This is a genomic window from Anaerococcus nagyae, from assembly GCF_017874535.1.
Lineage (GTDB): Bacteria > Bacillota > Clostridia > Tissierellales > Peptoniphilaceae > Anaerococcus > Anaerococcus nagyae.
In genome coordinates this window covers 41644-59437 of record NZ_JAGGLS010000003.1, presented here as the reverse complement: position 1 = coordinate 59437, position 17794 = coordinate 41644, and the positions used below count along the sequence as shown (strand labels likewise).

Below are 17794 nucleotides of genomic sequence, written 5' to 3'. Positions count from 1 at the left end.
GACCCATCAAGTCAAACTTAAACAGATTTTAAGGGTCAGCTCATCAGCACAGTCCTTTTTTTATATTTCTTTAATAGCAAAAGTTTCTTTACTTAATTTATTTAAGTACTTATTTATTTTTATCTTCCTTCTTAAGTTCCAATCTTTTTCATAAACTAAAGGATTAGCTGAATTATTTTTTCTATTATTTTTTTCAAATTCGTCTCTTAAACCATCTTCTAAATTATCTATTGTCTGAGCTAGGTCAAGGTTATAGTATCTAAAGGATTTATCTCCTATGATCTCCTCTTCTCTTCCAAAAATCTTATCTTCTATAGCAAGCTTACTTGTATTTACACCATTAAGTGTTGCAAAATAGTGGCTTCTACCTTGGCGTAGGTTAATCTCAAATGAATAAAACTTACCTGTTCTAATATCCTTTTTAAAGTCAATGTTAAAAAGTCCATAAACACCTAAAGTCTTCACTATATCCCTAGCGTAATCAAATAAGATCTTTTCATCTGAATCTACTTTGGCTACAAAGTTACCAATCCATTCCACTCTCTTATCTAGCAAGATATTTTTTGACATAGCCATAGAAATTGTATTCTCTGATCTATACCCTTCTATAGTATATTCACTGCCATCTCCACCAACTACAAACTCTTGAACTAAGATATTGTAATCATAACCCGCATTAAAAATTCTTTCTAGAATTTTAATAGTTTCATCTATAGATTTTGAGTGGTAGCCTTTTTGCTGACCTTCAAAATCAAGAGATTTATAAAATACATCATTATCTGGCTTTATAAAAACTTCGTTAGGGTAAGATAAGTCCTTATAATTTTCTTTACTAGCTATAAATGTCTTAGGAGCAAGACCTAATTCTTTAATTTTTTTATAAAAGTCATTTTTAGTAGAAAGATCTTTTATGACTTCAATTGACGCGTAAGGCATGATAGGATTAAAATCTAATTTATCAATATTTTTTAAAGCATAAGTTCTCATAACATCATCTGGGGCAAATATTATAAAGTTCTTATATGTATCTTTATTTTCCTCATAAATTCTATCTAATACTTCTTTAAATACTTCTGAATCTTTTGAAAAGTTTTCTTTTTTATAAATATTAATAATTTGTGAATCTATACAAGGTAGTAAAATCATTGATGTTGCAACTACTGGTTTTATTTCATAAGCTTCATAGATTTCTCTTGCTATAGAATATGTATTTAGGTCTGAACCTAAAACTATTGGTAAAAATTCTTCCATTTTTCTCTCCATTTATCTTCTTTTAACTCATAGAGTAATATACTATAAAAGCGTATAATGTAAAAAGCTAAATAAAACCAAGGAGGGATATATGAATAGATTAGGTGTTTTAGGTGGTATGGGCCCATTATGTACTGCAAGTTTTTACAATAAGCTCGTAAAATATACTAAGGCCGATAAAGACCAGGACCATATCCCAACTGTTATTTTATCAGATACACTTATGCCCGATAGAACAGAGGCTATCTTAAACGGAACTTATGAACCATTACTATTAAAAAAGGCAAAGGAAGATATCAAGGCTTTTGAAAATTTAGATGTAACAAATATAGCTATTCCTTGTAATACTATGCACTATTATATAGATAAACTAGATAGTTATACAAACATAAATATAATTAATATGGTATATGAAACTGTCAAATATTGTAATGATCATGGTTATAAAAATATTGCAATTCTGGGAACTTTTGCTACTATGGATTATGGTATATATGATAAGTATGCAGATGAATTTGGAATAAATATTTATAAGCTAAATGATAAGCAAAAAAATCTTTCAATGAAGACTATTTATGATATAAAAGAAACGAACAATACCTCTGCTCCCCAATTTTTAAAACTAGTTGAATCGTTGAAAAATGAAAGTGTAGATAGTGTAATTCTAGCTTGTACTGAACTTTCAATAATTGATGACATAATGAACTACAATTATGTAATTGATGCTATGGACATCTTAGCAATAGAATCAATAAAAAAAATGGGTTTTAATGTTAAAAATAGGATCTAAAAAATAGAATAACATTTTATATCTATATTGAAAGCATATAATTTCTTTATAAAAAATTAATAAGTATTTTGCTATAATTATATGTTACAGAGGTAAAAGTATGAGAAAAAAAAGAAAAGTAAAAAAAGAATATTATACACTAAATATTTTAAGAGCTGTAGCATTTCTTGGAGTAAGCTTATTTCATAGATACGCCCACTTTGTACCAGGTGGATATTTAGCTGTTATAATATTTTTAACCCTATCTGGATTTCTTACTATGAGATCTAGTGAAAATAAAAAAGAAGTTTCATTAAAATCTATTATAAGAAAATTCATTTCTATAATGTCTCCAGTTTATTTTATCATGGCTATAGCCATGGTTATTTCAATTTTCTTTGCAAGGGATATATTTGATGATAGTATAAAATCGGTAATACCAGTCGCCTTAAATTTTGAAAATATAAGAAGAATACTTGTGGGTGATGATTATTTTAACCAATTAGGTAATTTTAATATTTTCCTTCATATGTGGTATGTATCTATCTACATGCAATTTATAGCAATATTCACTCTAATAGATAGATTGATAACTAGAAATAATAGAAATAAAACTAGATTAATTCTTTATTCTATTACAACTATTATAAGTTTTAGCTTATTGATCTATTTTGCAAAAAGCCCAAAAAATATAACAAGAATTTACTATGGAATAGATACTAGAATATCAGCATTTTCTTTAGGTATAATTTTATTTTTACTTGGAAGCTATCTTAAAGATAAAATAAATCTTGATAGAAATACTCATAAAATAATTAATATGGGCTTGGGAGTGCTTACCATATTGCCTTTCTTTTTTATAGATGGTAGCAAGATATCTTCATATAAAGTATTTTTTATTGCTTACACTATACTAGTAGGATTATTGATTTTAAGCTTATATAATTACGAAGATATGTACCTTAAGGATATCAAAAGCCACAATATTCCTACGGATATACTACTTTATATAGGTGATAGAAGCTATTTCCTATATATATGGCAATATATAGTTCAGATATTTTTTGTATACTTTATAGTTGGAAAAATCAATAGCTTTGTTTCCTTTTTATTAGAAATTATAGTTTTAGTAATGTTATCTGAACTAACTTATAAGATATTCAAAAGAAAAAGTAAACAAGTAAATTTTCTAATAATATCTGCTGGTTTACTTATAGTACTATCTATTGTTTCTCTATTTATAGGAAATAAAAAAGATAAGGAAATAAAGGAACTTAAAAAAGAGATCGAAAGTAACCAAAGTGAAATAGAAAAAAGAAATAAAGCTAGTATAAACAATAAAAAATCATCTACAAAAACAAGCTCAGAGCAAAAAAACAAAACAAATAGAAAATCTAGAAAAAAGTATCCAAGTGTAAAAACTATAGATCCAAACTTTAAAGCTAAGGACTATGACAATTTCGATTTTACAGATAAGGAAAAGGAATATTTGGCTGATTTGCATGTTACAGCTATAGGCGATTCTGTTATAATAAATGCTGATTCATATATCAGAAAATACATTCCAAACTTTTATCTAGATGGTAAGGTTGGACGTGACATGGTGGATGGTCCAGCTGTTTTATCCAGCGTAAAACAAAATGTTGGACTTGGAGATATAGTTATTGTATCTTTAGGATCTAATGGATCTGCTAATGAAAAAGATCTTAAGCAAATAATGGAAATATCTGATGGGCGCGATGTATACTTTGTAAATACCTCACATACTCAATCATATATGGACTATGTAAATAAGTGTTTAAAAGAATTTACAGATAAAACTCCTAAAGCCCATCTAGTAGACTGGAGAGAATTTGTAAAAGATAGACCAGACCTCCTAGCCCCAGATAGAACACATCCTAATGTAGAAGGCTCTGATTACTTTGGGAAGCTTATTATGAGAAAGATTTTGAATGTTAATAAGGTTAGAGCATAAAAAATGGTGATGTTGCAGAATAGGCAATTCTATTCTGCAACATCACTTTTTTCTTGAATATTCATATTAAGCTAATCAAATAGCTTGTATCTAAAGATGGATTTTTATCTTATATCCACATTTCCCTTAAAAATAGGTTCAATTAATAAAGCTAGTTATTTGGATATTTTTTAAGTAGCTTTGTATTTTATGATTTCTAAATATTCAATTCTCAAATCATATTTATAAGACTTAACTTAACATCATCGTAAACGTATATTTCAGTGTTAAAATTCATTTTAAATTGAATTGCACATCAACTAATGTAAAATTAGTTAGTGATGATGCATTGTTTTAACATTGATCATAAATGCATACTATTAGAAAAAGACGAGGGTTTTTAGATTCCTCGTCTTTTTTTATGCTAGAACTTATACAACAGCTCAACAAGTCAAACTTTTTGAGATCACCTTAGGATTATCCTTAACTTAGGGGATTAAGTGTTATAATCTTGATATTCATTTAAATATATATTATTTATTATCTTTAAATTGAAATCTTTCTCTGTTAAATTCTACTTCATTATTATATATCTCGTTGTATTTATCGTATCTATTTGAGTTTGATGATCTTGTAGTGATTTGATCAAATAAATTTGAAGAATTTGGACCTGATACTAGCAAACTTCCATCTGGTTGAGCAGATGCAGTCATAACATACGCTTTACCAACATCAAGCAAGCTGTCATTTTCATATAATACTAAATCTCCTGTTTTAGATAATCCTCCTGCCTTTGTAATTGTTATATTCTTATTCATCGGAAGATTTCCTTTTATATTTTTTATTATTTTTATTTCATAATTAGTATATGGAGATGTAACCTCTTTAGTACCATTTTCAGTTTCCACATTAATAGGATGTCTATATTCTGTATTTTTCTGACTTATAACTTCGCCAATGAAATAATAATCAGAAAATCCTACCAACTCATATGGGTTCTCTACATCTACAGCAAAATCACCTCTCATATATTCTACTTTAGATTCCTTATTTATATTTTCTTTACTGCATGAAACAGTAGCTAAAACGATAAATAAACTAAATATTATTGAAATTATTTTTTTCATATTAAACTGTTTGTTCATATATATCTTCTTTTCATATCAATATGTTCTGTAAGCTTCATCATAGGATTTTTTGTTTGTAGATGATAAGCTTGCAATACTCAACTGACCTTGTTGAATAACATCATACTTTCCATAGGTATGATCCAAACCAAGTGCATGTCCAAATTTATGTGTGACAGTTTTAGTTCGTTGATCTTTTGACATATTTTTAAAGTTATAATCATTTAACTTCATTGTTCCCCTGGAACTTGTTACTCCTAATGTATTGCTTACTTCATTATAATCGCTTGTAAAAACATCTTGCCATTTATTCCACGAATCTCTTCTAAACTACTCCTTGGCGATATCCTTACCAGATTCCAACACTTCTATTTATTATAGAAATATATTTGGAATTGCTATCCCAATCAAGATGATTTCCACTATCAACTAAATCCCAACCTAAGAGAGCAGCTTCTGCCTTTTCTTTTATAAGAAGTATCCTTTATTATCTAGAATGCTAACTTGTCTATATATAGACATACATTTATGTCTTTTTTTATTCTGATAAATCTATCCATCAATTATAATTTTTACAAGACTTAACTTAACATCATCTTTTATATATATTTCAGTGTTAAAAAACATTATATCAGAAAAAGACGAGAATTTTTAGTTTCCTCGTCTTTTTTCTATTTTGGGACTTTTGCAACAGCCCCATCTTTTATTTATTCTTAGGTTCTAATTTTTCCTTACCACCCATATACATTCTTAGTGGTTCTGGTATTCTTACTGTACCATCTTCTTGTAATAGATTTTCTAAAAATGCTATTAGCATTCTTGGTGGTGCTACTACTGTATTGTTTAGTGTATGAGCAAAGTATGTTCCGTTTTCTCCCCTTAATCTAATTCCAAGACGTCTAGCTTGTGCATCTCCTAGATTTGAACAAGATCCTACCTCAAAATATTTTTGTTGGCGTGGGCTCCATGCCTCTACATCGCAAGATTTTACTTTAAGGTCAGCTAGGTCTCCAGAACAGCATTCTAGTGTTCTTACTGGAATTTCTAGGCTTCTAAAGAAATCTACTGTATTATTCCATAATTCATCATAGAATTTCATAGAATCTTCTGGCTTACAGATTATAACCATTTCTTGTTTTTCGAATTGATGGATACGATATACTCCACGTTCTTCTATACCATGTGCTCCTACTTCTTTTCTAAAGCATGGAGAATAGCTTGTCATCTTAAGTGGCATATCGTCTTCTTCGTTAATTGTATTGATGAATTTACCAATCATTGAGTGTTCAGATGTTCCGATTAGATATAGATCTTCACCCTCAATTTTGTACATCATATTTTCCATTTCCTCAAAGCTCATTACACCTGTAACTACTTCAGATCTTATCATAAAAGGTGGGATGTAATAAGTATATCCTCTATCAATCATAAAGTCTCTTGCATAAGAAAGAATAGCTGATTGAAGTCTTGCTATATCCCCTTTTAGATAATAGAAACCAGATCCTGAAGTTTCTCTTGCTGCATCTAGCTCAATACCATCAAAGCTTTCCATAATATCAACATGATATGGCACTTCATAATCTGGCACTATTGGTTCTCCATATTTATCATTCTCCACATTTTCACTATCATCTTTTCCTAGCGGAACTGTTTGATCTATAATTTGTGGGATTTTTTGCATGCGAGATTTTACTTCTTCACCTAATTGTCTAGTTTCTTCTTCAATGTGTGTTAGACGATCATTAATTTCATTTACATGAGCTTTAGCTTCTTCTGCAAGGTCTTTTTTACCTTGTCCCATCAAGGCACCTATTTCTTTTGATACTTTATTACGCTCAGCCCTTAAGTTATCTCCTTCAGTTTTTACAGCACGAACTTTCTCATCTAATTCTACTACTTCATCTACCAAATGTAATTTTTCCTCTTGGTATTTCTTTCTCATATTTTCTTTAACAAGTTCAGGGTTCTCTCTTAATAATTTAATATCTATCATTTTTTTCTCCTTTTTAGCATAGAAAAAGACCTTCATCCTACATGGGACGAAGGTCTCGTGGTGCCACCCAATTTTTATGTAATCACATACTCAATTTATACAAGCTAAAGGTAGATTCACTAGGCTCTATCAAAGATTTTCACCAACCATCTTCTCTCTAAAGATTTACTCCTAGTTACTATGTCTTATCATTGCTTTATTCAATTAATAATAGTATACATTCAAATCTTAATTAATTCAATAGCTTTTTAATTTACTTATTATATTAGCTAAGATAAAGCTTATTATGAATATAAATACAAAAGCAAAACCATAGCTTGCTAGAGGAAGTTTACCTACCATGTTAGTATAGAAGTTATCTATATGTAAAACTTTAAGACTATCAGCCATACTAACCAAAGCAACTGCACAAATTACAATTTTATAGATTAAAGGATCCATATTCTCCTTATCGATAAGATTTAGTAAATATAAACTTATAACTATAGGGTATATAAATAAAAGAATTGGAATAGATATTTCCATAATCTTTTCTACTCCTAATATAGAAAGGACAAATCCTATAGTTACGCCTAATCTCACATAAAATTCATAGGTAAATTTATACCCTAGATTTTTTGAAAAGCTAGAAGCAAATGCTGATAATAAGCCAACTGCAGTTGTTATACAAGCAAAACCAACTACTAAACTTAAAGCTATTTGTCCCATTTTCCCAAGATAATTTTTAGTAAGAGATAGCAAAAGACTTGTTCTTGATATAGAAGGATCAACAAATGATGATGACTTTGCACCCAAATAACTAAGTCCTGTGTAAACAATAGCAAGACCTAATACAGCAATAATTCCAGCATAAATACTAGCTTTCTTTAGCTCATCATCGCTTCTAAAACCCTTATTTCTAAAATCTTCTAGGATAACTACTGTAAGAAATACAGGTCCTAAGGAATCCATAGTTTGATAGCCCTCAATAAATCCATCTGAAAGTCTATTGTTTTGGCTTGTTGCTAAGTTTACGCTTGGAGCACTTATACCTGCTATTATTAAAACAACTAGTATTATAAGTAAGATTGGTGTTAGGTACTTTCCCACCCTGTCTATAACCTTAGATCCATTGATAGTAATTATGTAAACCAATATAAAAAATATTAGTGAAAATAATACATTATTAAAATCTGGTATAAATGGCACTATTGCAACTTCAAAGGTGGTTGCTCCTGTCCTAGGAATTGATAATAGCGGGCCTACAAGAGTAATACAAATTAAATTTAGAATAATACCAAAGTTAGTACCTATCTTCTCCCCAAATTTCCTTGGGTCTGCTCCTCTTTTGCTCATAGCAAGTATACCTAAAAGGATCAAAAAGCTATCAGATAGATTAAATCCTAATGAAGCTAAAAACCATCCTTGACCAGAATTAAGACCTAGATAAGGGGGAATTATTAAATTCCCTGCTCCAAAAAATATTGCAAAAAGTGCAAATCCAGATATTATTACTTGTTTTATATCTAATTTATGTTTTTTCATTATATAACCTCTTTATATGTTAAGATTATACATTAAAATCTATAAAAATAAAATTTATAGAAAAAAGGAAGATTACTCTTCCCCATTTGAAAGTTTTTTCTCTTTACTTTTCTTTATGATATAAATTATAATTATAGCTACTAATATTAATGGCCAAATAGAAACAATAGCTACAAGTAAGTCTTGCCAAAATTTAGAAAATATATGAATAGAATCTTTAAAAGCTTCCTTTATACGGCTAGAAAAATCAGGATTGTTATTAGCATAGTTATTATAATCATATACTTCATTTATATTTATATCAAAAGTATCATAAGTAACTTTACTATCTACATCTTTTATCATTGATTTTATCTGATCAATCTCCTCCTCGACTTCTAATATACGAGCTTGTATAGCCATTGTTTCATCAATATTTTTTGCATTTTTCATAAGATCATTGAGTTTATCAAGCTCTTTTTGTTTTGAACTAAGTCTAATATTTATATCTTTATAAGATGAAGTTAGATCATTTGTATATGAACTTTGATATATAATTTTTCCTATCTTAACTATTTCATTCTTAAACTTATTACTTTCTTCTTGTGGTATTTTTATACTTGCACCAAAGTTTCTTATATTTTCATCACCATTTCTACCAGTATCTATATTAAGATTTGATGATTCTATATAGCCTTTATGATCATCAACGAGCTTGGTTAGTTTATCATAATCTTGATCATAATTTATACTTTCAAATGTATAATCAAAAATATTTTCTATCTTTCTATCACTACTAATATCACTATAGTCTATATCCTTAGATATTTGTTTATCTTCTACTTCATCTGTTGAAGAATCTAGGCTTTCATTAACAGGCGCGCTTTCATCATTTGTTTCATAGGTCTTGTTATTAGTTGTATCATATTGATGAATATTCTCATTATTCATTGTGTTAAAATTAGATGAACAAGATGATAAAGTAAATATAAGTAATAGATTAAATAAATGATTTTTATTTATCTTCATAAACTTTATCACTTCCATTTTCTTCTAGTAGTTGATCTAGCTTTTTGTGAATATCTCTAATAATTATTTCTGTTTTAAGATTAACTATATAATCATCTTCTGCCCTTTGTCTATCCTTTTCTTCTTGTCTATTTTGACTCATCATAATTAGTGGAGCCTGTATAGCAGCTACACAAGATAAAACAAGATTTAAAAGTATAAATGGATATGGATCAAAGGCTTTATCATCCATTTTATTATTAATTATCATCCAACTAATTAAAACAATAATAAATATAATTATAAAAGTCCACGAGCCAGCAAACTTTGCTATTTTATCTGCTGCCCTATCACCAAACGAATATTCGTTTTTTTGCTTATTTCTAGGATTACTATTTATTTTTTCTTTGATCAAAGTAATTGCTTCTTCATCATCCAAATCTAAATCATTATTTAATATATAATCCAATAATTCCTTTTCTTTTTTATCTAAATCGTCCATAAAACCTCTTTCTTTAATCATACTATTATTTATATTAAGTTAATATAAAGTTATCCATAGAAAAAGTCTTAAACAAAAAAGATGGCTATTTACCATCTTGATTTAATACGTGGTTTATTGCCTTTTCTGGTATACCTATATCTTCTACTACACATCTACTTTTATAGGCCGATCTATCAAATACTCCTTTTTTCATAAGTTGCATAGAAACTATTAGATCACAATCAACAATTTCACCCCAGGAATCTCCAGTACTAGAGTCTAAGCCACTTGGTAGATCTATTGAGATTATATATTTCATACTCCTATTTATTATAGATATCACGTAAGCATAAGTTCCTGATATAGTCCTATCAAGTCCAGTCCCAAAAATACCTTCTATAATAGTAGAAATTTTAGATATATTATTTTCCATATTCTCTAAATCTTCTATAGTGTCTACTAGATAAATATTTTCTGTCAAAGTTTTGACTGCCTTATGATTTAGCTTAAACTCAACACTTGCCTTAGTAATATCTCCTATTATGTAAATATCAACATAAAAATCTCGGGCTAATAGATTTCTTGCTACAGCCAGAGCATCTGCACCATTATTTCCAGTACCAGCTACTATAGCAAAACTCTTTCTTATTTCAAGATTAATATTTTTTATAATAGCTAGACTTGCCCTCTCTACTAAACATAAAGCTGGAATTTTCAGTTCATCTATAGCATATCTATCTATTGCTATCATTTGATCTTTATCAACAACAAGCATATTCACCTCAAAAGTTTCTATTTTTAAGTCTTAAATCTTCTCCAAAAATTTCATATACTTTGCTATTTCCTACAATTCTAGAAAATATCCTAGGACCATACATATCTTCTAACATGGATTCATCATAATTTGTAGAAAATATTATTGGTTTTTCTGCTATCATTCTAGAATTCACTACTTCAAATAAGTTTGAAGCGTCATTCTTAGTAGAAGCTTCACTACCTAGGTCATCTATAATAAGTAAATCACAATTTAAAATAAAGTCAAATTGATCTTGATGTTTTGCTCTAGCTTCCTCAAAAGCCCAATTATAATCATTTAGAAATTTAAAGATACTTGAGGATGTCATATAAAGGACTGAGTAATTTCTGTCTAATATTTCCTTTGCTATAGAATTAAGTAGATAAGTCTTGCCACGACCCACGTCACCAAAAATATAAATATTTTGATTTTGATTTTCAAAATTTTCTATATATTTTTTTAATTGACGTTTGATAAATTTTATATTTTCATAAGGACTTATAGGATACCCTTCAAAATTATTATCTGAGAATAAGCTATCATCAAAGTTATCAAAGTTTTCTTTACTAAGCAATGATCTGATATTTGACTGACTATAGTTTTCATCAATTATAATCTGTTTTCGACAAGAGCACATTTTAGTTCCAACAAAACCTGTATCTTTACAAATTTCATGAAAATATCTTATTTCCATGTAATCATTATCAAATCCATTTTCTATGAGTAAGCTTTTTTTGTACTCTCTAAGTTTTTTTAGCTCATCTTCCAAATTTCTACTATCTTTACCTTTAAGGTTTTCTTTTATAATAGTGTATCCTAATTCCTTAATATTCTTATCAAGAGATTCCATAGTAGGAATTTTTTGATAAACTTCCTTTATTCTATCTTCTTGATCAATTTTATCTTTTTCTCGACGACGTGCCAAGATTTGGCTAGCTTTTTTATTAGGATTCACTATTATCCTCCGCTTCTAGCATTCTTCTAAAGCGTTCTTCTCTAGCTTTTTGAGCATAATTTTTGCTATTAGATGTTTGATTTGTGCTTGATGATTTCCTATATTGACGTGGGGAATTTTGTCTTTTTAGTTTTTGTCTTTGTTCATGAATTTTTAAATCATTAAGAGTAAAAGTACCTTGATCTCTCCATGATTTTAAATATCCCATTACATATTTAACATCCATATTTCCACCTTCTTTAGCTTGTCTAAAAGCTTCTGTTACCAATTCTGGGTCTTGATTATATTCAGATAGTGTTTCTTGTATACGGGTTATATCTGCTGGAGTTAAGCTTCTATCTATAATTCTTTCGACATTATCAAACATAATAGCTTTACGACTTGCCTTATCAAAACTCATTTCATTAGATGATTTTGTATTATCTCCAAAATATGATTGGCGTAAGGATACTATTTCTATATATTTTTTCCCAGATTTATCTATTTTTTGACGAAACATTCCCATATTGATCCAAAACTCTATACACTCATTAAATTTTTCATCTGTAAAAGATAGTTGTTTTTTTATCTTACCTATATCGACTTTCCCCTCATTGTATAAGTCTTTATAAACTAAAAGATATACTTTAAGCGCATCGCCATCAGCCATTTGTACATAGGTATTTAAAAACATATTTTCAAATGCTGTAGTTCCTAAATCTAATTTTACATCTTGCATCTTAAAGTTCATAATAATCATCCTTTGTTAAAGTCATCTTTAGTATTTTTGAATAAATCAGGCCGTGATCCATTTCAAAAAATCTATCGTCGTAGTCTATATCTTGGTTTTCGAAAACTTCTTCTGTATATCCATCTTCCTTAAAGCCCAATTTTTCATATAATTTAATTGCTCTACTATTAAAAAGATTAACTTCTAATATCAACTCTTTAAAATTTATCTCATTAAAATAATAATCTAAAAGTTCTCTCATTGCATCGTAACCATATCCATCTGAGACATAATTAGGATCAAATACTATACCAAGTTTCGCTCTTTTTGTTATAGGATTATAGTTTTTAAGCCCTAAAAATCCTATAAATCTATCGTCATCTACCTTTTTTACAGCAAAATACTTTTTTCTTGGTGTAGTTACAGTACTAAACCAAAAGTTGATCTCAAAATCTGTTAAGTTTCCATAGTTATAGCCAGAAAGTCTTGGATCATCAAAATCCCCCCAGTTTTTAAATTCCATTGCTGTTTGACGAGTGATTTTTTCGATATATACTCTTCTTGTTTGTCTAGACATTTTCTTCCCTAAAGCTTAGATCTCTAAATGTTGTACATGGTTTATTAAAAAATAAATCTAGAGTACCAGTAGCTCCATTTCTATGTTTAGCTACTATTAGCTTGGCAATGTTTGGATTATCTTCTTCATCATAATAATCCTCCCTATATAATAGCATAACTACATCGGCATCTTGTTCTATAGCACCTGATTCCCTAAGATCTGAAAGGATTGGCTTATGATCTGCCCTTTTATCAGCCTCACGGGAAAGTTGAGCAAGCGATAATATTGGGCAATTAAGCTCTTTTGATAGGCTCTTTAAACCACGAGATATTGATGCGATTTCGTTTTGTCTATTTTCTTGACGACTATCTGCTTGCATTAATTGTAGATAATCTATAACTACAAGATCTAGGCCTTTTTCAGCTTTTAGTCTCTTAAGCTTTGATCTCATTTCTGATAAAGTAATTCCCGGTGTTTCATCAACATATAAATCTTTGCTTGCTATCTCACGTGTAGAATGAAATAATAGTTCCCACTCATCATCCTTGATTCTACCATTCATAACTTGCTCCAGATCAATCATGCTAACCATAGATATTAGTCTATAGCTTAATTGTAGGGTACTCATCTCAAGTGAAAAAAAAGCAACCGATTTATCTTCTTTTGCAGCATTCCAAGCCATAGTAAGACCAAGTGCAGTTTTACCCATAGCAGGGCGTGCAGCAAGTAATATTAATTGCGCTGGTTGTAGACCAGATAGCTTATTATCTATAGTATCAAGTCCTGTAGTAACTCCTGTAATGTTACCATCATTCATTGATAATTCGTTGATAACTTGAATAGTTTCTTCTAGAGTATCTCCTACTTTTATAAGACCTTCGTTTAGTTTATCTTGAGATATATCAAATATTTTACTTTCAGCCATGGATAAAATGGAGCTAACATCTTCACTTTGCCTGTAGCTTACATCCATAATATCTTCACTTGCCCCTATTAGACTTCTAAGCAATGATTTTTCTTTTACAGTTTTTGCATATGTATCGATATTTGGAGTATAAAATGAGGAGAGGGTAATCTCAGTGATAAACTCCTCCCCTCCAACTTCTTGTAATATGTTTTCGTTTCTAAGCTGGGATATCAAGCTCACCTCATCTACCTTGATGTCTTTATCAATCATGGTAATGATAGATTTATATATCCTCTGTGTCCTAGAATCATAAAAGTCTACAGGTTTTATTATTTGATTTGCTCTATCGAAAGTTTCGTTTTTCTTTAGAATACTTCCGATAATGGCTTTTTCTGCTAAGAAGTCATATGGTAGAGGCCTACTAGCCTCTGTCACTATTCTACCTCAGCTACAACTTCTACTTTAAGATCTGCATTAACTTCTGGATAAAGTCTAACGTTTAGGTTAAATTCACCAGTTCCTTCGATGGTTTCAACACCTTCGATTCTTTTTCTATCTATTTCGATTCCTTGTTCGGCTAAAGCTTCAGCAAGGTCTTTATTTGTTACAGATCCAAATAGCTTTCCATCTTCTCCAACATTTACTTTTTGAGTAATTGTAAGTGCTTCGATTTTTTCTTTTAATTCTTCAGCTTCTTTTCTATTTTGTGCTTCTTCTTCTTTTAACTTAGCTTGCATTTCTTCTAGTTCAGCCATATTTTTTTTATTAGCTTCTACAGCTAATCCTTGTGGATTTAGGTAGTTTCTGTAATATCCTGGTTTTACATCAACTAAATCTCCTTTTACACCTACTCTTACAATATTATCTGTTAGTATTACTTTCATCTTCTTCTTCCTCTCTTAAATATTCAATTATTGCTTTTTTAAGCATATTTTCGGCATTTTCCATGCTCATATCTAATTGGGTAGCGGCAGCTGTTAAATGGCCTCCACCTCCGATACGCTCTAGGATTAATTGTACCGACAAATCGCCTAAGCTTCTACCTGAAATGTGGATTTTATTATTAGCTTTTGTGAGTACAAATGAAGCCTTAACTCCCTTTATATTGAGCAAATCATCAGCAGCCTGACTTGCAATTAGGGTTGATCCATCAATATCTCTGTTAAAGTGCGCTATGGCAATCATATCATTTACTATACTCGAATCTGCTATAACTTCCGACTTATATTTTATTATTTCAAAGTCATCTTTAAACATTCTTTTTATATATACTGTATCAGCACCCCAGCGCTTTAAAATACTAGCTGCTTCAAAGGTTCTAACACCTGTTTGATATACAAAGTTTTTAGTATCAACAGTAATTCCTGCAAGCAATGATTCTGCTATAGATGTCCTTGCCTTAAAGTCCTCATCTAAATAATTTAATATTTCTGTAACAAGCTCAGATGCACTTGAGGCGTAAGGCTCTATATAAGAAATAGTTGCTTTTTTAATATAATCATTACCACGCCTATGATGATCTATAATAAATATCTGATCTGTCTTTTCTATAAGACTTGGAGCTTCAGTAGAATGTTTTCTATGATTATCACATACTACAACTAATGATGAAGGTTTAATTCGTGCCAATGCTTGATCTTCTGTCAATATATGTTCTGATAATTCTTCTAAAGAACTTGTAGCACTAGAATACATATTTTCTATCTGACGAGGAACCTCATTTAACACAATGTAGGCATCTTTTCCTAAAAAATTCACACCTTCATAAACTCCAAGTGATGATCCAAAAGAATCCATATCTGGATTATTGTGACCCATAATATATACATCACTAGATGAATTTATCATTCTCTTAAGAGCACCAGAAATCACCCTAGATTTTACCTTGCTAGTTTTCTCTGTAGCTTTTGATTTACCACCAAAATATTCGTAGTTATCCTCAAGCTTTACTACTGCTTGATCTCCACCACGTGATAAAGCTATATCTATTGCAACCCTAGAATCATCGTATATTTCGTTAGGATTAGCACCAGAAATTCCAACACCTATAGATAAAGTAGGATTTATTGTATTACCAAAATCTATATCACGAACATCATCTAGTATAGAAAACTTATTATCGTGGATTTTCTTGTATTGTTGATATTCCATGACAACCATAAATCTATCATTTTCGTATTTTCTAACTACACCATTGTATCTTTTGAAATACTCTGTAATAGTTCTATCAATAGATCCTAAAACTTGTGGTCTATTTAATGAATCTGTTGAGTTTCTCAAATCTTCGTAATTATCTAAAAATACCGTAAAAAATACTAATCTTTTATCCTTAAATAACTGCTTAATAGACTCATCATAAGTGTTATCCAAACCATATAAAAAGGTTTCAGTTGTTTTTAATCCTTCATTAAATACACTTGTAAAATAAAACTGCATGATTTTTCCATCTATAGGGATGTTTATTGGCTGAACAACTTGCTTGTCAGTAAAATCAATATCCTTAAAATCAGCAGCAAGGTTTCTAATATCTACTCCAACTAAATCTTCTTGGGGGAATAGATTTCTAAAATAACCATTGTGCCATTTAATATCTCTTCCATTATTTAATACAGCAATTGGAAATGGCATTTCAAATACCAAATTTTTGGTTATACTATCAAAACTTAAATCAACCTCATCCACATATCTTTGTATAGCCTTCTCGTTATAGTCAAGTTGCTTTTGTAAGTAAAAATAAAGTAAACCACACGAAAGTATGGCTATAGCACCAAGCATTTGGTTATAATAAAATAATAGTATTGATGTAAGAACTGGTAATATCATTACATATACTATATACTCATATCTTGATTTTTTATTATCTTTCATACTTCTTCCTTTCTTGCTCTAAAATCTACAAATATATCAGCTAATCCAAATACAATAAACATTATTGCAAAAAAATAAAAAAATATTATAACAAAAAACCATTGCATACCACGAGATAAACTAGATCTACGTCTTCTCATTATGTAATCATATACTAGCATACCATTTAGAAGCAATATACTTGCAATAATCCATATAACATTTGCTATAACAAAATCTTTCTTAATAGCAAAAATAGTTGGTAATAGTAGCTCCATCAAAGCTGCAAATCCTATGATTATAAGAGCATCTTTTTTACTAAGCCTTAGATTATTTAATGCTAACATATCCTTACCCTTATTCCTATGGGCCATAAAATTTCTAACAAGCTTTAGTGAAATTACAGCATAAATTAAAGATAAGCTAGATAATACAGCTGGATACATTGCGAGAGATAATTCATAAGTCTCATCTGCAATAGCATAATCTGCATTTTGTTCAAAAATCTCTTTTAAGTCTTCTGCCATAGACTTTAAGTCAAGACCTTGATTTACCATCTGGTACCTATAGATACCTATAAAAATAAGGCTAGCTATCAAGAAATTGATTGCAATCTGCCCCTTATCACTAATACTTATTTTGCTTAATATGATTAGAGTAAGAGTCAACAAAATAATCGGAACAAATTCCAAAGCTAGATTTTTAGTATCTATAAATAAATAGCTAATTAAAGCTACAGCTATTATAATGGATAAAAATTCAATCCTTTCGTAGTCTATATTTACTGCAGTAAGCATTATAGGTATACTTAAAAGCAATATCAAACTATCGGATGAAACGATTACCAATACACTTATTAAGCAAACAGCAAATAATATGTTGATAATCTTATTAATATTCTTAGTAATATTCATAAAAATCCTTTCACTTAA

Annotated in this window: 17 protein-coding genes and 1 other annotated feature; of the genes, 2 read left to right on the top strand and 15 right to left on the bottom strand. The window is 29.5% G+C overall.

The genetic code is table 11. The annotated features are described in order from the left end of the window. Positions 1-60: 60 nt before the first annotated feature. Entirely contained in the window at positions 61-1251 is a 1191-nt protein-coding gene (locus J2Z39_RS03445; protein ID WP_209813802.1) for a carboxylate--amine ligase, read from the bottom strand. Positions 1252-1342: 91 nt separating this feature from the next. Between J2Z39_RS03445 and J2Z39_RS03440 the strand changes: the two genes are divergently transcribed. Both J2Z39_RS03440 and J2Z39_RS03435 read left to right on the top strand, forming a co-directional pair. Then, the gene (locus J2Z39_RS03440) at positions 1343-2041 is read left to right on the top strand and encodes an aspartate/glutamate racemase family protein (RefSeq protein ID WP_209813800.1); all 699 of its coding nucleotides are present in this window, start codon (positions 1343-1345) and stop codon (positions 2039-2041) included. A gap of 100 nt (positions 2042-2141) precedes the next feature. Next, positions 2142-3995, top strand: coding sequence for an acyltransferase family protein (locus J2Z39_RS03435; RefSeq protein WP_209813798.1), 1854 nt, complete (start codon positions 2142-2144; stop codon positions 3993-3995). A 512-nt stretch (positions 3996-4507) separates the two neighbouring features. Here the strand turns inward: J2Z39_RS03435 and J2Z39_RS03430 are convergent. From J2Z39_RS03430 to J2Z39_RS03365, 14 genes are all read right to left on the bottom strand, one after another. Continuing rightward, the gene (locus J2Z39_RS03430) at positions 4508-5119 is read right to left on the bottom strand and encodes a hypothetical protein (RefSeq protein WP_209813797.1); all 612 of its coding nucleotides are present in this window, start codon (positions 5117-5119) and stop codon (positions 4508-4510) included. Positions 5120-5137: 18 nt separating this feature from the next. Beyond that, positions 5138-5335, bottom strand: coding sequence for a hypothetical protein (locus J2Z39_RS03425; RefSeq protein ID WP_209813796.1), 198 nt, complete (start codon positions 5333-5335; stop codon positions 5138-5140). Between the two features lie 469 nt (positions 5336-5804). Then, positions 5805-7094: a serine--tRNA ligase gene (gene serS / locus J2Z39_RS03420; protein ID WP_117521265.1), complete on the bottom strand. Its 1290-nt coding sequence runs from the start codon at positions 7092-7094 to the stop codon at positions 5805-5807. Between the two features lie 39 nt (positions 7095-7133). Beyond that, positions 7134-7295, bottom strand: a binding site (T-box leader). Between the two features lie 36 nt (positions 7296-7331). Further along, positions 7332-8618: a branched-chain amino acid transport system II carrier protein gene (gene brnQ, locus J2Z39_RS03415; protein ID WP_117521263.1), complete on the bottom strand. Its 1287-nt coding sequence runs from the start codon at positions 8616-8618 to the stop codon at positions 7332-7334. A 72-nt stretch (positions 8619-8690) separates the two neighbouring features. Further along, positions 8691-9626 (bottom strand): DUF4349 domain-containing protein, encoded by a 936-nt coding sequence (locus J2Z39_RS03410; RefSeq protein WP_209813795.1) that lies wholly within the window; start codon positions 9624-9626, stop codon positions 8691-8693. Then, complete coding sequence (locus tag J2Z39_RS03405; protein WP_117521259.1) at positions 9613-10107, bottom strand: DUF1003 domain-containing protein; 495 nt, start codon at positions 10105-10107, stop codon at positions 9613-9615. The genes J2Z39_RS03410 and J2Z39_RS03405 overlap by 14 nt, the downstream gene beginning before the upstream one ends. 85 nt (positions 10108-10192) lie before the next feature. Beyond that, positions 10193-10864, bottom strand: coding sequence for an NAD(P)H-hydrate epimerase (locus J2Z39_RS03400; RefSeq protein WP_209813794.1), 672 nt, complete (start codon positions 10862-10864; stop codon positions 10193-10195). Between the two features lie 7 nt (positions 10865-10871). Then, a complete protein-coding gene (locus tag J2Z39_RS03395) occupies positions 10872-11840 on the bottom strand; it encodes an ATP-binding protein (protein WP_209813793.1) in 969 nt (322 codons plus the stop codon). Further along, on the bottom strand, positions 11830-12570 hold the full coding sequence (locus J2Z39_RS03390) for a DnaD domain-containing protein (protein ID WP_209813792.1): 741 nt from the start codon (positions 12568-12570) through the stop codon (positions 11830-11832). Before J2Z39_RS03390 ends, J2Z39_RS03395 begins: the two co-directional genes overlap by 11 nt. Next, the gene (locus J2Z39_RS03385; RefSeq protein ID WP_209813791.1) at positions 12560-13126 is read right to left on the bottom strand and encodes a GNAT family N-acetyltransferase; all 567 of its coding nucleotides are present in this window, start codon (positions 13124-13126) and stop codon (positions 12560-12562) included. Before J2Z39_RS03385 ends, J2Z39_RS03390 begins: the two co-directional genes overlap by 11 nt. Continuing rightward, complete coding sequence (gene dnaB / locus J2Z39_RS03380) at positions 13119-14450, bottom strand: replicative DNA helicase (protein WP_209813790.1); 1332 nt, start codon at positions 14448-14450, stop codon at positions 13119-13121. Before dnaB ends, J2Z39_RS03385 begins: the two co-directional genes overlap by 8 nt. After that, on the bottom strand, positions 14450-14899 hold the full coding sequence (gene rplI / locus J2Z39_RS03375) for a 50S ribosomal protein L9 (protein ID WP_117521248.1): 450 nt from the start codon (positions 14897-14899) through the stop codon (positions 14450-14452). Before rplI ends, dnaB begins: the two co-directional genes overlap by 1 nt. Next, entirely contained in the window at positions 14877-16883 is a 2007-nt protein-coding gene (locus J2Z39_RS03370; RefSeq protein WP_117521246.1) for a DHH family phosphoesterase, read from the bottom strand. Before J2Z39_RS03370 ends, rplI begins: the two co-directional genes overlap by 23 nt. Beyond that, positions 16880-17776, bottom strand: a complete 897-nt coding sequence (locus J2Z39_RS03365; protein ID WP_209813789.1) for a DUF2232 domain-containing protein — start codon at positions 17774-17776, stop codon at positions 16880-16882. Before J2Z39_RS03365 ends, J2Z39_RS03370 begins: the two co-directional genes overlap by 4 nt. Positions 17777-17794 lie beyond the last annotated feature (18 nt).

What these genes read in the sequence shown, in the direction of transcription:
- J2Z39_RS03425 (WP_209813796.1), bottom strand. Translation starts at nt 5,335, where the DNA reads ATGAAGTTAAATGATTATAACTTTAAAAATATGTCAAAAGATCAACGA.
- J2Z39_RS03390 (WP_209813792.1), bottom strand. Translation starts at nt 12,570, where the DNA reads ATGAACTTTAAGATGCAAGATGTAAAATTAGATTTAGGAACTACAGCA.
- J2Z39_RS03370 (WP_117521246.1), bottom strand. Translation starts at nt 16,883, where the DNA reads ATGAAAGATAATAAAAAATCAAGATATGAGTATATAGTATATGTAATG.
- J2Z39_RS03440 (WP_209813800.1), top strand. Translation starts at nt 1,343, where the DNA reads ATGAATAGATTAGGTGTTTTAGGTGGTATGGGCCCATTATGTACTGCA.
- serS (WP_117521265.1), bottom strand. Translation starts at nt 7,094, where the DNA reads ATGATAGATATTAAATTATTAAGAGAGAACCCTGAACTTGTTAAAGAA.
- J2Z39_RS03435 (WP_209813798.1), top strand. Translation starts at nt 2,142, where the DNA reads ATGAGAAAAAAAAGAAAAGTAAAAAAAGAATATTATACACTAAATATT.
- rplI (WP_117521248.1), bottom strand. Translation starts at nt 14,899, where the DNA reads ATGAAAGTAATACTAACAGATAATATTGTAAGAGTAGGTGTAAAAGGA.
- J2Z39_RS03365 (WP_209813789.1), bottom strand. Translation starts at nt 17,776, where the DNA reads ATGAATATTACTAAGAATATTAATAAGATTATCAACATATTATTTGCT.
- J2Z39_RS03430 (WP_209813797.1), bottom strand. Translation starts at nt 5,119, where the DNA reads ATGAACAAACAGTTTAATATGAAAAAAATAATTTCAATAATATTTAGT.
- J2Z39_RS03405 (WP_117521259.1), bottom strand. Translation starts at nt 10,107, where the DNA reads ATGGACGATTTAGATAAAAAAGAAAAGGAATTATTGGATTATATATTA.
- J2Z39_RS03410 (WP_209813795.1), bottom strand. Translation starts at nt 9,626, where the DNA reads ATGAAGATAAATAAAAATCATTTATTTAATCTATTACTTATATTTACT.
- J2Z39_RS03400 (WP_209813794.1), bottom strand. Translation starts at nt 10,864, where the DNA reads ATGCTTGTTGTTGATAAAGATCAAATGATAGCAATAGATAGATATGCT.
- J2Z39_RS03385 (WP_209813791.1), bottom strand. Translation starts at nt 13,126, where the DNA reads ATGTCTAGACAAACAAGAAGAGTATATATCGAAAAAATCACTCGTCAA.
- brnQ (WP_117521263.1), bottom strand. Translation starts at nt 8,618, where the DNA reads ATGAAAAAACATAAATTAGATATAAAACAAGTAATAATATCTGGATTT.
- J2Z39_RS03445 (WP_209813802.1), bottom strand. Translation starts at nt 1,251, where the DNA reads ATGGAAGAATTTTTACCAATAGTTTTAGGTTCAGACCTAAATACATAT.